The following is a 15,057-nucleotide window of genomic DNA, read 5'->3' on the forward strand; positions in this document are numbered from 1 at the left end:
ATTAATACAATCGAAATGAAAAAACTAAAATATATTATAGCAGTTTCTGCAATTTTCATGGCAGCAAGTTGTGATGATTATCTAGATCAGGATAATCTTGGAGAAAAAGGCTTAGACACTTATTATAAGACACCAACAGATATCGAAGAAGCAATGTCAGGTGTTTATAATGCTATTTATACAACAAATATTCATAGTGAAGAACAGATGGCTGCCAATTTGATGGATAATATGATGTTCGGCGGCGGTGGTCCTGATGATAAAACAGCAAAATGGGTAGATAATTTTGAAGATCCAGTTGAAGATACTTATCACGATATGTGGAAACAATCTTACAATGGTATTTCAAGAGCGAATGCTATTATTGAGTCAATCCCTGTAGCAGATTTTTCTAAGCATTTTAAAACTCCTGCTGAAGCTGAAAATTTTAAAAAGCAAGCATTGGGAGAAGCTTTATTTATGAGAGCTTTCTTTTACTTCAGATTGGCTAAATTTTTTGGAGGAGTACCACTTATTATGACGTATGACGCTGATAGATATGTAGGCAGATCAACTTATTCAGAAACTTTTGCAGTTATAGCATCAGATTTAAAAGCGGCGATAGAGACAATGCCTGCTACACCTGTTACTAGTATTCCAACAGCAAGATACGGCCATGCAAACAAATGGGTTGCTGAGGCATATTTAGCACGTGTGTATTTGTTTTACACTGGATATATGACTAATATTGAAAAACAAGCTACTGCAGATCTGCCTCTTGTTGATGGTGGTTCTATTACTGGAACGCAAGTTGCTTCTTATTTAAATGATTGTATCAATAATAGTGGTCATAAATTGGCTTCTGATTTTAGAAATCTTTGGGCATATTCTTATGTGAACATCAGCGCTGGAACTAATGTATTACCTTGGGCTACAACAGAAGGTTTGTCATGGGTTGGTCAAGATGGTGTCAGTCCAACTTTTGGAACAGGAAACTTCGAAACTATGTTCGTGCAAAGATTTTCTTTTGGTGACTGGGGCTGGACAAATGGTAATATTTATACCAATAGACTTGCTTTGTTTAATTCGATGCGTGGTAACTCACAAGTGCCATTTGGTGAAGGCTGGGGATGGTGTACAATTAACCCAAAATTATATAGCGGATGGTCAGATCTTGATCCAAGAAAAAGAGGTTCTATTATTGAAGTTGGAAGAGCAGATCAGGGAACAGCTGGTTATGCAAGAGATAAAGGAGATCATGAAACAGGTTATTTCAATAAAAAATATACTTCATTGCAGCATGATAATGGTGCAGGATCAAATGTAGGTATGTTTGTTCAATTGTACGATTGGTCAAATGCTGATATGCAGTTAATGCATGCACAGGATTTCATCTTCATGCGTTTTGCAGATGTGTTATTAATGCACTCAGAAATTACTCAAACGCCAGATGGAATTAATGCAGTTCGTTTAAGAGCAAAATTAGGACCTGTTGGATATTCTTTAGATGCTATAAAAGATGAGCGTTTGCACGAATTTGCTTTTGAAGGTCTACACTGGTTCGATTTACTACGCTGGGGAGATGTTGAAAGTGCATTTAATGATGTAATTCCAGTAAGAAATTCAGGCGTTGATGCTAATTACAGCGTTAAATATAGACCAGAAACTAAAGGTTTAGTTCCAATTCCGGAAACAGAAATGAGGGTGCTAAATGGAGTGTATACACAAAATCCAGGTTGGTAATATTAATAACTACTAATAATTAGAAAGATGAAAATTCATAATATAAAATATTTATTAATTGCTGCGTTTGTGCTTGTCTTTTCGGCATGTGACCCAATTGTAGACGAGCAGCAACTGACAAATTCGACAGATGTTGCAGGGGTTAATTTAACGGTGGCTCACAGTACTCCTGGAGGAAATAAAATTACCTTAAAGATGGATACTCCGGGTGTAACAGGTTATTGGGATTATAACCTAGGAAAGGCTTTAACAAATGAAGTAACTGTTGTATATCCAATTCCTGGAAAATCTACATTTACTTTTATTGGAACTTTAGGAGGTGAGTTTTTTAGCAAAACAATTGATGTACAGATTGATAAATTAGATACTCGTCTAGATCAAGATTGGTACGATTTAGTAAGTGAAAATACTGTTGCAGGTAAAACATGGGTTTTTGATGGAGCTGCAGGTACAGGTGCGATGTTCTGGTTTATGTCGCCTCCAGATAATCCTGATTCGGCTATGAGTGCTTGGTGGAATGCAGGAGATTGCTGTCCTCCACTTGATGTAAGCGGAAAAATGCATTTTGACTTAAATGGTGCCGCAAATTACAATCATTACGAAACTGCAGCAGCTGCAGCTGAGAAAGGAAGCTTTGTTTTGGATCCTACTAATAAAAAATTGATTATCCAAAATTCAAAAATCTTAGGTTATGAAGCTGGAAATACAGCTAATGAATATAACATTATCACACTTACCGAAGATAAATTAGTATTATATGTGCCAAGAAGTTTAAAAGATCCTGGTACAGGCTGGACATTTGTTTATAAGCCACAATAATTTCATGTTAGTTATTTTCGAAAAAGGAAGACTAAAAATTTCCTTTTTCGATTTTTCAAACATTTTATATTTCATTCAGTGTTAGAATGAAATATTTAGAAGATTTAAACTATGGTTAGTTTAAGTTAAGTTTATTGCCTGGGTAGCCCATAATTTCGATTATGGGCTATTTTTTTTATACTCTACACTAATTTTTTTCCCCTTACTTATTAATAAAGTTTTTAATATCGAATTACTTTTATAAGCAGCTGATTTTTAAGATAATTTAGAATTAAATGCTGCTTAACGAATATTCTGATCTAAGAGGAAGACATTAGATGTAAATAAAGCCCTAAAATAAGCGTTTTAAGGCTTTATTTATTGAATTTCAGTCTGATATATGTGTCCAGCTAAATGCTGAAGCCATTAACTCCTGAAAAAAAAAACCTTTTCTTCAATTATTCGGGCTGTAAATGGCAGTTAAATACTTAAATAACTACTCCTATTCTTCTACGGTTTTCTTTCAGATCAAATGTTTTAATTGATTGATGATAAGAAGTATTTTCAATTAATTCATTTCCTCTTTTAGAATTTAAATTCTCAACTATTCGCATTCTCCAAAAATGATTTTTAACGTCAAAATTTTTCTATTTTATCTCTTATTTGAGTAAAATTTGAACGTTATTTTATTTCTAAAAGTTTAAATATAGGATTTTACTTATTTAAAATTTTATTGTTGATAATGTAAAAAAAGTAGTGTAAAAATATGATATTCTTGGTTTGATGATTTTCTTAAATTCTGCATGTTAAGTAATTGTAAAACTTTATATAATAAGAGATTAGAATATTTTTAAGAGTACTACCTCGTTGTAGTTTAAGGGATTTTTAGAGCAGTTTTGGTCATTTTAACCATATGTAGTGTTTATTACAAATATTAACTTTTCTTTAGTACTATTTTTTATTTTATTAAATATTTAAAAATCAAATAATTATGTTTTTTTTGATGTGTTTTTATAATATTAAAACTTTAAAAATGATGTGTTTTTGTAATGATTTTTAAATGCGAAATGTGAAAATTTAGTTTTACTATTGCATCAAATTACTAATTAATTAACCAAAATTTTTAGAAAAATGAAATTAACAAAATTACTTGTTTTTTGTATTTCATCTTTGTTATTCTCGGTTATAGCTGTGGCGCAGGATGTCACAGTAAGTGGAATGATAAGCGATGAAAGTGGAATGCCTGTTCCAGGCGCAACAGTTTTATTAAAAGGGACTACGAAATCTACTGCGTCTGACTTTGACGGGAAGTTTCAAATACAAGTTCCATCAAACGGAACTTTGACAATTACATTTATAGGTTACACTACAGTAAATGAAGCTGTAAATGGACGAACAAAAATCTCAATTCAATTAAAACCAGAATCACAATCTTTAAATGAAGTTGTTGTTGTTGGATATGGTACTCAAAAGAAATCTGTTGTAACTGGTGCAATTTCAAGTGTCAAAGCATCTGATTTAGAAGATTTGCCAATCACTAGGGTGGAGCAGTCTCTTCAAGGTAGAGTTTCTGGTGTTACCATTGCAGCAAATGCCGGACAGCCTGGTTCTTCTTCTACAATACGTGTGAGAGGTATTACTTCTTTTGGAAATAATGAACCGCTTTGGGTTGTTGATGGTGTAATTGTAGATTCAGGAGGTATTGGTTATTTGAATCAATCTGATATTGCTTCTATGGAGGTTCTTAAAGATGCAGCATCTCAGGCTATTTATGGAGCTAGAGCAGCAGCAGGGGTAATTCTTATTACTACTAAAAAAGGTAGATCTGGAAAAATGAGTGTTAACTATAATGGTTATACTGGTTTTTCTGCTGCAGCAAGAAAACTGGATTTATTAAATGCTACTGAGTATGCAACTATAATGAATGAGAGATATGCAAACGGCTATACTCCAGATCCGAACAAACCTTATACTTTGCCATATGCAAATCCATCTTCTTATGGAACAGGAACAGACTGGCAAAAAACAATTTTTAATGACAATGCTCAAAAATTAGGGCACGAATTAAGTTTATCGGGAGGAAATGATGTTTCAACTTTCTATGTTTCTTTCGGATTATTAGATCAAGAAGGGATCGTGGCAACTCCAATTTCAAACTATAACAGAAAAAATATTCGTTTAAATTCAACTCATAAAATTGTAAAAGGACTAATTTTTGGTCAGACTTTAGGTTATTCTCATGAAAAAAATGTTGGAATTGGAAACACGAATAACGAATATGGAGGACCACTAAGTTCTGCTATCAATTTAGATCCAACAACGCCGGCTGTCGTAACTGATCCTGCTGTTGCAAGTGGATATCCATACAATCAAAATTATATTTTAAGAGATCCAAACGGAAATCCTTATGGTGTTTCTCAAGTAGTAACTCAAGAGATGAGTAACCCACTTGCCTATATTCAAACAAGATTAGGAAATTATGGATGGTCTGATAATTTTGTTGGAAATGCTTACTTAGAATTAGAAGCGATTAAAGGCTTAAAAATTAGAAGTACTTTAGGAGGTAAATTAGCATATTGGGGTTCAGAAAGCTTTACACCGGTATTTTACTTTAACTCTTCTACTATTAACCCAAATAATAGTTTAACACGAAATACAAATAGAGGTTTTGGATGGAACATCGAAAATACGGTTTCATATACAAAACAAATTGACGATCATAACTTTACTGTATTAGTTGGTCAAGGAGCTTATATCGATAATATTACTTCGGGATCTACAGTTACTTACAAGAATTTGCCAGCAACTAATTTTGATGAAGCTACTTTTAATTCAGGTGCTGTAACAGATGATATTACTGCTTCTGCTTCTGACGGTTATGAGCATAAAGTGACGTCATTATTTGCAAGATTGAATTATGATTACAAAGAAAAATATCTTGTTACAGGTATTGTTCGTCGCGACGGTTCTTCTCGTTTTGGTCAAAATAACAAATACGGAACTTTTCCATCATTCTCTTTAGGATGGGTGCCTACAAAAGAAAATTTCTGGCCGGAAAATAAAGTAGTTACACAATTAAAGTTTAGAGGTGGATACGGAATTACAGGTAGTGATGCTATTGGAGATTTCAAATTCTTACCAACAATTGGATCAGGTAGAAATTATACAATTGGAAATCAAGGTTCTGTTGTAATTGGTAATAGTCCAAATGCGCCTTCTAATCCAGATTTGAAATGGGAGGAAACAAGTCAAGCCAACGTTGCTTTTGACATTACCTTCTTTAATGATTTGTCTTTAACAACTGATTTTTATATTAAAAAATCTACTGGTATTTTACAAGACATCGATTTACCAGGTCACGTTGGAAGTCCAGGAAGACCATCTGCAAACATTGCAGACATGAACAATAAAGGTATTGATTTAGAATTATCTTACCGTAAAAAAGTGGGACAGGTCAACATAGGTTTAAGTGGAAATATTTCATACTTAGAAAACGAAGTTACGAACTTAGGAAGAGGTATTCAATTTATCTCCGGAGATGCTTCGTTCCAGAATATGGGACCAGTTACAAGAACGCAGGTAGGACAGTCATATAACTCTTTCTACGGATTTAAAACGCAGGGTATTTTTCAAAATCAAGCAGAAATTAACGCTTATACGAATGCTTCGGGCGGTTTAATTCAGCCAGGTGCAAGACCAGGAGATTTTAGATGGCAGGATCTTAATGGAGATGGATCAATTACAGACGATGATAAAACTTTCATCGGAAGTCCGCTTCCAAAATACACATATGGTTTTACAATAAATTTAGATTACAAAAACTTCGATTTATTAATTTTTACTCAAGGAGCAATAGGAAACAAAATTTTCCAAGGTCTTCGTCGTCTGGATATTACTGATGCTAACTATCAAACATCTGCATTAGGACGTTGGACAGGTGAAGGATCTACTAATTCTTATCCAATTTTATCTTCAGTTGATAATAATAAAAACTTTTCAAACCCATCAGATTTTTATTTAGAAGATGGAGATTACTGGAGAATAAAAACAATTCAAGTTGGATATACTTTGCCAAGTGATGTAGTATCAAAAGCAGGTCTTTCAAAAACTAGACTTTATTTGACAGGTGAAAATTTATTGACATTTACAAGATACTCTGGTTATGATCCAGAAATTGGAGGAGGAGTTTTAGGTATTGATAAAGGATATTATCCGCAAGCTAGAACTGTAATGTTAGGGGTTAATTTACAATTTTAAAATTTAGAATCATGAAAATTAAAAATATAAGATATTCATTCATCGCAGTTGGTTTACTGCTTCTCAGCTCTTCTTGCGGCGAGGATTTTTTAACAGTAGATCCAAAGGGACTGCCATTAGTAGATAACTATTATAAAGATGAGACAGAAGCCTATTCAGCATTAATTGCTGCTTATGATATAATGGGAAAACAATCCAAAGGTTTTGAAAATATGGTCTGTATGCTAAATGCAGGTTCAGATGATTTTTATGCTGGAGGTGGAGGACCTGGAGACGGAGCAGGGATTCATGGTTTTGATAATTATAAATTAGATAAAATCAATATGCCGAGAAGTTTCTGGGGAGACTTTTTTCAAGGTATTGCAAGAGCAAATATTCTATTGGATAAGCTGCCAAATGTAAAAATGGATGAAGCTAAAAAAGTGCGCTTTGCAGCAGAAGCAAAAGCATTGAGAGGATATTACTATTTTGAATTAGTAAGAACTTTTAGAAACCTGCCATTAATTACGGCGCCGCTTTCACCAGCAGAGACTTACACGATTACGCAGTCTACGCCAGAAGAAGTATATGCACAAATTGAAAAAGATTTACTTGAAGCTAAGGCTGTTTTGCCAAATACGGTAAATGTCGCTACAGAAGCGGGACGTTTTTCTAAAGGATCTATACAAGCTTTGTTAGGTAAAGTTTATTTGTATGAAGGAAAAAACTCTTTAGCAGCTGCTGAATTTGCAGATGTAAACGGTACGCCAGGCGGAACAAGCATGTACGGTTACAAACTACTTGACAATTATTCAGATTTATGGGTTATTAGTAATAAACTTAACTCAGAGTCTATTATCGAAATTATGCATACAGATAAAAGTAATGCAGACTGGGGATTCTGGGGTGGAGGAAATGACGAAGGTAACTCGGTTAATATTATGGTTGGTCCAAGAGGTTATGGAAGAAATGATATGACATTACCAGATTATATCTCAGGCTGGAGTTTTAATCCAGTAACTCAAAGTTTATACGATGCTTTAAAAGGAGATCCGCGTTTTAATGCGACAATTTTTGATCTTCGTGCTCTAAAGGCATCTGGCGCAGCTAATTATGCACCTGGCGATCAAGACACAGGATATTTCTTAAAGAAATTTATGCCTTTGAACTCTGATACTTCTCAAGGTGGAGGAGCACAAGCTTTAAATTATAAACAAGATACTTATGCAATTCGTTTAGCAGATACTTATTTAATGGAAGCAGAAGCTTTAGGCGGAACTGGAGCTAGAGCACAGGCGTTACTAGATGCAGTGAGAGCTAGAGTTGGATTAGGTTCTGTGCCAGTTTCATTAGATGCAATTGCTAACGAAAGAAGATTAGAATTAGCAGGAGAAGGACACCGTTGGTTCGATTTAGTAAGAACTGGAAAAGCAGCTTCTGTTCTTGGTGCTGAAGGATTTGTTGCTGGAAAAAATGAAGTTTGGCCAATTCCGCAAAAAGACTTAGAAAATACTAAACTAGTTCAAAATCCTCAATACTAATAAGCTAATACAATATCATATGAAAATAAATTTAATGAAAAAACAAGGGTTTTTAGCATTGTTTTTTATGACAGCCGTATTAAGTTTTACAAGTTGTCAGCCAGATGATTCCATTGTTGATAATGGACTAACAGATACAAATGTGGATGCTTCTTTTACGATTACTCCTGTAGAAGGTAAAGTTAATACCTACAAACTAAGTGCTCAGACAAACGGAGTTCTAAAATCTTTATGGGACACAGGTGCTGGAGAATATGCAGGTAAAATGGAAGAAGAAATATCACTGCCAGATGCAGGAACTTATGCGATCAAACATACTGCAATTGGTAAAGGAGGAGGAACAGCAACAGCTTCAAAAGATGTGGTAGTTACAACTTCAGATCCGTTGAAAGGAAATTTAGTGCAAGGTGGTTCTTTCGCTACAGCAGAAGATCAGGCAAAATGGAGCATTTTAAATCTTAGTGCTACTGGTGCTGCTTTTTGGTCATTTGCAAATAGTAGCGCTACAATTCACTCTCCGGGAGGTTGGGCGCAAGAAGGAATTTATCAGGCAATTGATGTTGTGAAAGATAAAGAATATACCATAAATATGCGTGTTTCAAGTCCGAGCGGCTCTGATGAAACTTGGTTTGAAGTATATGCAGGTAAATCTGCGCCACAGTCTGGTGTTGAGTACAAAGACAACAAAGTAATGGGACTAAGCACTTGGGATGGTTGTGCAAAAGCAGGTTTCTCTGGAATGCTGTCTACTGTAGGATGTGTAAAAAACGATCAGACAGGAACGGTTTCAAATGTGGTAAAATTTGCTGAAACAGGAAAAATCTATTTATTAATCCGTTCTGGTGGAAATACTTTCACCAAAGACGGAATTACAGTTTCAAAAATCGAATTACGAGGAAAATAAAGAGTTAAGTTAAGTTTAAGTTTGGTTGTAAATAGCCCATAATCATTATGAGTATGGGCTATTTTTTAAATTCTTTAAAAGAGATTAAAAATCTGTTTTAGATTTCTCCAAAACTTCAATTAAAAACAATAATAATTGGGAGCGAATGAAAAAAAATAGTCTAAATATTTTATGCCTTTTGTTAACTGTTGCAGCTATTGCACAACAGCCAAAAACAAAAAAAGAATTTACAACCAATGGCAAAAAAATAACCGTTTACACTACCGCAGAGAACTCAAAGTTACGATTAACTTCAACAGATAATTTGACTTTTTCTGCAGCAAAACAACCTCTTGAAACAGAGTTTTCGGTTTTTATAGAGCCAGCAAAAAAGTTTCAGACTTTTATGGGAATCGGCGGTGCAATTACAGACGCAAGTGCCGAAATATTTGCTAAACTTTCAAAAGAAAAACAAGCAGAATTCTTAAACGCTTATTACGATCAGCAAAAAGGTATTGGCTATTCTTTGCTAAGAACAACTATTCAAAGTTCCGATTTTAGCAGTGGAAGCTATTCCTATATCGAAGAAGGCGACAAAGATTTGAAAACTTTTTCTATTGATCATGATAAGCAATATCGTATTCCTTTAATAAAACAAGCTATTCAAAAAGCAGGCGGAAAGCTGCCAACTTATGCAGCGCCTTGGTCGCCAAATGCTTTTATGAAAAGTAATAAAAATGTACTAAAAGGCGGCACACTGCTTCCAGAATACTATCAGACATGGGCAAATTTCTATGCAAAATTTATAAAAGCATACGAAAAAGAAGGCATCCCGATTTGGGGAACTTCTACGCAAAATGAACCTATGGCAGTTCAAACTTGGGAATCTTGTATTTATACCGCAGAAGCTGAAAGAGATTTTATTAAAAATTATCTTGGACCTACGTTGAAAAAAGAGAATCTGGGTAATAAAAAAATCATTGTTTGGGATCATAACCGCGATTTAATGAATTACCGTGCCAATGTAATTTACTCTGATCCAGAAGCTGCGAAATATGTTTGGGGAATGGGATTTCACTGGTATGAAACGTGGTCTGGCGGCGCGCCGATGTTTGATAATGTTGCTAAAGTAAATGAAGCATATCCAGACAAAAAATTAATGTTTACAGAAGGATGCGTAGAAAAATTTGATGCATCAAAATATCAATTCTGGGGTAATGCAGAACGTTACGGAATCAATATGATTAACGATTTCAATAACGGAACGGTAGCTTGGACAGATTGGAATATTTTATTAGATCAAAATGGAGGACCTAATCACGTTGGCAATTTCTGCTTTGCACCAATACATGCCGATACAACCACTGGAGAATTAATTTATACTCCTTCTTTTTATTACATTGGGCACTTTTCTAAATTCATACGTCCAAATGCGGTAAGAGTAAGTACTGCGGTCAGCAGAAGCGCACTGTTAAGCACATCATTTTTAAATACTGATGGAACTATGGCAACAGTTGTTATGAACCAGTCAGAAAATGAGCTTACTTATAATTTGATTATTGGAGCGGCAAAAGCGGTAGTTAAAATTCCGCCTAGAGCTATACAAACGCTTGTTTATTAATATTTTGTAGTAAAGTAAAGCAGAGGGCCAATTTGAATCATCCTTATTGGTCTTCTCTTACTTTTAATTTAAAAACAATATGAAAGCCACAACTCAAATAGTGCTGTCAGCCTTTATACTAATACAATTAAGCTGTTTTTCCTCAAAACTTACAGCTCATAAAAACAATGCTTCATCGCAGAAAAACAACAAAATAAAGGTTTATACAACTGCCGAAAACACCAATTGGAAATTGTCATTATCTAATGATTTAATTTCGAATAACAACAGTACACAACAAAAAACTTCAACAGTATCCATTATTGTAAATACTGAAAAAACAGATCAGACTTTCCTCGGAATTGGCGGTGCAATTACAGACGCAACTGCAGAAGTTTTCGCCAGATTATCTCCTAAAAAACAAAAGGAATTTTTAAATGCCTACTACGACAAAAAAAATGGTATTGGCTATACTTTAGCGAGAACCAATATTCACAGCTGTGATTTTAGCAGCGAAAGCTATACTTATATTGCTGAAGGAGATAAGGATTTGAGAACCTTCACTATTGATCACGATCGAAAATATAGAATTCCATTAATTAAAAAAGCAATTGAAACAGCCGGCGGAAAACTAACATTATTTGTAAGCCCATGGAGTCCCCCAGCTTTTATGAAAGACAATAATGATATTTTGCACGGCGGCGTTTTGCTGCCTGAATTTGCACCATCTTGGGCATTGTATTATGCAAAATTTATAAAAGCCTACGAAAAAGAAGGGATTCCAATTTGGGGTTTAACAGTTCAAAATGAACCAATGGCCAGACAAAGCTGGGAATCTTGCATTTATACTCCAGAAGCAGAAAGGGATTTTCTTAAAAATCATCTTGGTCCAACTTTAGAAAAAGAAGGATTAGGTTCTAAAAATGTCATTATTTGGGATCACAACAGAGGAGATATGCTGGAGAAACGTGCTAATCTTGTTTTTTCAGATCCTGAGGTTTCTAAATACGCGTGGGGAATTGGATTTCATTGGTATGAAACCTGGAACGGAGGCCCGCCTCAATTTGAATCTGTAGCAAAGGTTCATGAAGCATTTCCAAACAAAAATTTAATATTTACAGAAGGCTGTATTGAAAAATTTGATGCAAAAAAATATCAGTTTTGGGGAAATGCAGAACGTTACGGAATCAATATGATTAATGATTTTAACAACGGAACAGCTGCGTGGACAGATTGGAATATTCTTTTAGACCAAAATGGAGGACCGAATCATGTGGGTAATTTTTGCTTTGCGCCCATTCATGCCGACACTACAGAAGATGAATTAATTATCACTCCAATGTACTATTATATTGGGCATTTCTCCAAATTTATTAGGCCAAATGCCAAAAGAGTATTGGAAACAATAAGTGATAAATCTTTATTGAGTACTTCTTTTAAAAATTCTGACGGACAATTGATTACTATCGTAATGAATCAATCTGAAAAAGAGATTGTTTATTCTTTAGAAAATCAAAACATAAAAAATACAATTACAATTCCGGCGCATGCTATACAGACAATTGTATATTAATTGTGCAAGCTAACTAAATAACCAAGAAAATGAAATTGAATATCAGTAATACAATAAAAGCATTTTTCTTTATGACAGCCGTAATGGCTCAGGTAAAATGCTCGTCTTCCAATGATGCTGTCGAGAATCCACCGGTAAATCCGCCAGTTGTAAACCCTCCTGTGGTTGTTACAAACGATGTTGATTTTTGGCTGACAAAAGGAGATCAAAGCGTTTTATTAGCAAAGCAGGCTGGTACATTAGGATTTGGTACATTACCAAACACGTATACCAATATTGAAGTTAAAGAATCTCAGAAATATCAAACGGTTGATGGTTTTGGATATACACTAACGGGTGGAAGTGTAGATGTTATAAATCAATTAAATGCGGCAAGAAGAACTGCCCTTATGCAGGAGTTATTTGGAACAGGAGAAAATTCAATTGGAGTAAGTTATATCAGGATCAGTATTGGCGCATCAGATTTAAATGCAGAACCTTTTACTTATAATGATCTTGCAACGGGAGAAACAGATTTGAGTCTGGCTAAATTTAGTTTAGAAAAAGATAAAAACCTGATTGCAATGCTGAAAGAAATTCTGGCCATTAATCCTAAAATCTTAATTTTAGCAACACCTTGGTCTGCACCACTTTGGATGAAAGACATAAACAGTTTTAAAGGCGGTAAATTGAAAGCAGAATATTATGATGTTTACGCAAAATATTTTGTAAAATACATCCAGCAGATGAAAGCAGAGGGAATTACGATCGATGCGGTAACGCCTCAAAACGAACCTCTTCACGACGGAAATAATCCAAGTATGTATATGTCTGCAATAGACCAGACGAACTTTATTAAAAATAATTTAGGGCCGGCATTCAAAACGGCAAATCTAAAGGTAAAAATTATCGCTTACGACCACAATTGCGATAATCCTAATTATCCTAAAGCTGTTTTGGCAGATGCCGATGCGTTTCCTTTTGTAGACGGTTCAGCATTTCACCTTTATGCGGGAGATATTAGTGCTTTAACCAATGTTTATAATTCGTATCCCACTAAAAATGTATATTTCACAGAACAATGGACATCGTCTGAAGGACAGTTTGCGGGCGACTTAAAATGGCATCTTCGAAATGTAATTATAGGTTCAATGAGAAATTACAGTAAAAATGCTTTGGAATGGAATGTAGCTAATAATGCCAATTTTGGTCCGCATACAGATGGAGGCTGTACCATGTGTAAAGGCGCTATTACAATTACATCTTCAGATAGTTATCAGCGAAATGTAGCGTATTATATTATTGCGCATGCTTCTAAATTTGTTCCAATGGGTTCTATTAGAATTGAAAGTAATTCAGGAGGAAATTTACAAAACGCCGCATTTATTACACCTTCTGGATCTAAAGTTTTGATTGTTGAAAATGATGGATCGGCAACAGAAACCTTCAATATTAAATTTAACGGAAAGTGGGTTGCAACTTCTCTAGAAGCAGGATCAGTTGGAACTTATACTTGGAAATAAAAAGGTTTAAATTAATCTATTTTGACTTTAATAATAATAAAAGCAAAAAATAGACAAATTATATCTATATTGATATTCAATTTATTAACTATAACCAACTTAAATAAACTATGAAAATGATCAACCTTGTAAATAGGGCTGGTGTGTTTACACTAATCTTATTATTTGTATTTCAATCTTGCAGCAGTAATAACGATGGCGGAGGAGACGACGCTCCGGTTTCGGCAGCGCCGACAAATCTTTCTGTTCAGGTTGAAGTTGTTGGAAAAACAGCAGAAAATCCTAATGGGGACGGAAGCGGAAAAATTCAATTGACGATGAATGCTGCAAATGCAACATCTTATAAAGTTTCAATCAATAATGAACTGAAAGAAGTTACAACGGGCAGTTTAACCTACGAATTTACAGGTTCTGGAACACAAACTTTTCCAATTATTGTTTCGGCTTATAATGGTGGGAAATTTATTAGCAGTTCAACTTCTGTCACTATTTATATAGCAAGAAAAGTAATCTGGTCAGACGAATTTAATGTTGACGGTGCGCCAGATTCTTCAAAATGGGGTTACAATACAGGAACTGGTAACGGCTGGGGAAATAATGAATTACAATATTACACCAACCGATCTGAAAATGTAAAAATTGAAGGAGGAGTTCTTAAAATAACGGCAATCAAAGAAAATTACTTAGGCAGTCAATATACTTCTACAAGAATGCTCACGAAAGGTAAATTTTCATTCAAATACGGAAGAGCAGAAGTTCGAGCAAAATTACCAGCTGGTGGTGGAACCTGGCCTGCATTCTGGCTGCTTGGAGATAATATTGATACCGCTGGATGGCCTGCCTGCGGCGAAATTGATATTTTAGAATCAGTTGGAAACAACCCGAATGTAATTCATTCCTCTCTTCATTCTCCAGGGCGTTCTGGAAATACTCCTGACACAAAAACTACAACTGCTCCAAACTCAACTACAGAATTTCATATTTATGCGGCAGAATGGAGTGCTGAGAATATTAAATTTTATGTAGATGATAATTTATTCTATACTTACAAAAATTCAAGTACAACTCCGTTTAACCAAAAATTCTTTATCATTCTAAATTTTGCAATGGGAGGAAACTTTGGAGGAGCTGTAGATCCAAATTTTACAAATGCAACCTACGAAGTTGATTATGTAAGGGTGTATAATTAACATAACTTTTAA

General features: G+C 34.6%; 10 protein-coding genes. 9 read left to right on the plus strand and 1 reads right to left on the minus strand.

The annotated features are described in order from the left end of the window. The first annotated feature begins 15 nt into the window (after positions 1–15). A complete protein-coding gene (locus HYN86_RS07245; RefSeq protein ID WP_113679876.1) occupies positions 16–1,722 on the plus strand; it encodes a RagB/SusD family nutrient uptake outer membrane protein in 1,707 nt (568 codons plus the stop codon). A gap of 27 nt (positions 1,723–1,749) precedes the next feature. Beyond that, the gene (locus tag HYN86_RS07250; protein ID WP_113677435.1) at positions 1,750–2,541 is read left to right on the plus strand and encodes a hypothetical protein; all 792 of its coding nucleotides are present in this window, start codon (positions 1,750–1,752) and stop codon (positions 2,539–2,541) included. Between the two features lie 467 nt (positions 2,542–3,008). On the opposite strand, the gene HYN86_RS21215 is transcribed toward HYN86_RS07250, so the two are convergent. Continuing rightward, the gene (locus HYN86_RS21215; RefSeq protein ID WP_262512123.1) at positions 3,009–3,134 is read right to left on the minus strand and encodes a hypothetical protein; all 126 of its coding nucleotides are present in this window, start codon (positions 3,132–3,134) and stop codon (positions 3,009–3,011) included. 517 nt (positions 3,135–3,651) lie between these two features. On the opposite strand from HYN86_RS21215, the gene HYN86_RS07255 reads away from it, so the two are divergent. The 7 genes from HYN86_RS07255 to HYN86_RS07285 all read left to right on the plus strand — a co-directional run bounded on the left by HYN86_RS07255 (position 3,652) and on the right by HYN86_RS07285 (position 15,045). Then, positions 3,652–6,777: a SusC/RagA family TonB-linked outer membrane protein gene (locus tag HYN86_RS07255; protein WP_113677436.1), complete on the plus strand. Its 3,126-nt coding sequence runs from the start codon at positions 3,652–3,654 to the stop codon at positions 6,775–6,777. 11 nt (positions 6,778–6,788) lie between these two features. Next, on the plus strand, positions 6,789–8,297 hold the full coding sequence (locus HYN86_RS07260; RefSeq protein WP_113677437.1) for a RagB/SusD family nutrient uptake outer membrane protein: 1,509 nt from the start codon (positions 6,789–6,791) through the stop codon (positions 8,295–8,297). A gap of 19 nt (positions 8,298–8,316) precedes the next feature. Then, a complete protein-coding gene (locus tag HYN86_RS07265; RefSeq protein WP_113677438.1) occupies positions 8,317–9,201 on the plus strand; it encodes a hypothetical protein in 885 nt (294 codons plus the stop codon). Between the two features lie 145 nt (positions 9,202–9,346). Beyond that, the gene (locus HYN86_RS07270) at positions 9,347–10,801 is read left to right on the plus strand and encodes a glycoside hydrolase family 30 protein (protein ID WP_113677439.1); all 1,455 of its coding nucleotides are present in this window, start codon (positions 9,347–9,349) and stop codon (positions 10,799–10,801) included. A 79-nt stretch (positions 10,802–10,880) separates the two neighbouring features. Beyond that, positions 10,881–12,353: a glycoside hydrolase family 30 protein gene (locus HYN86_RS07275; RefSeq protein ID WP_113677440.1), complete on the plus strand. Its 1,473-nt coding sequence runs from the start codon at positions 10,881–10,883 to the stop codon at positions 12,351–12,353. Between the two features lie 29 nt (positions 12,354–12,382). Continuing rightward, a complete protein-coding gene (locus tag HYN86_RS07280; protein ID WP_113677441.1) occupies positions 12,383–13,855 on the plus strand; it encodes a glycoside hydrolase family 30 protein in 1,473 nt (490 codons plus the stop codon). 116 nt (positions 13,856–13,971) lie between these two features. Next, positions 13,972–15,045, plus strand: coding sequence for a glycoside hydrolase family 16 protein (locus HYN86_RS07285; protein WP_230406440.1), 1,074 nt, complete (start codon positions 13,972–13,974; stop codon positions 15,043–15,045). Positions 15,046–15,057 lie beyond the last annotated feature (12 nt).

The sequence above is a fragment of the Flavobacterium fluviale genome (genome assembly GCF_003312915.1).
Lineage (GTDB): Bacteria > Bacteroidota > Bacteroidia > Flavobacteriales > Flavobacteriaceae > Flavobacterium > Flavobacterium fluviale.

Bases quoted from the DNA above. Each gene is read 5' to 3' on its own strand.
- HYN86_RS07260 (WP_113677437.1), top strand. From the start codon at position 6,789: ATGAAAATTAAAAATATAAGATATTCATTCATCGCAGTTGGTTTACTG.
- HYN86_RS07245 (WP_113679876.1), top strand. From the start codon at position 16: ATGAAAAAACTAAAATATATTATAGCAGTTTCTGCAATTTTCATGGCA.
- HYN86_RS07265 (WP_113677438.1), top strand. From the start codon at position 8,317: ATGAAAATAAATTTAATGAAAAAACAAGGGTTTTTAGCATTGTTTTTT.
- HYN86_RS07285 (WP_230406440.1), top strand. From the start codon at position 13,972: ATGATCAACCTTGTAAATAGGGCTGGTGTGTTTACACTAATCTTATTA.
- HYN86_RS21215 (WP_262512123.1), bottom strand. From the start codon at position 3,134: ATGCGAATAGTTGAGAATTTAAATTCTAAAAGAGGAAATGAATTAATT.
- HYN86_RS07255 (WP_113677436.1), top strand. From the start codon at position 3,652: ATGAAATTAACAAAATTACTTGTTTTTTGTATTTCATCTTTGTTATTC.
- HYN86_RS07275 (WP_113677440.1), top strand. From the start codon at position 10,881: ATGAAAGCCACAACTCAAATAGTGCTGTCAGCCTTTATACTAATACAA.
- HYN86_RS07250 (WP_113677435.1), top strand. From the start codon at position 1,750: ATGAAAATTCATAATATAAAATATTTATTAATTGCTGCGTTTGTGCTT.
- HYN86_RS07280 (WP_113677441.1), top strand. From the start codon at position 12,383: ATGAAATTGAATATCAGTAATACAATAAAAGCATTTTTCTTTATGACA.
- HYN86_RS07270 (WP_113677439.1), top strand. From the start codon at position 9,347: ATGAAAAAAAATAGTCTAAATATTTTATGCCTTTTGTTAACTGTTGCA.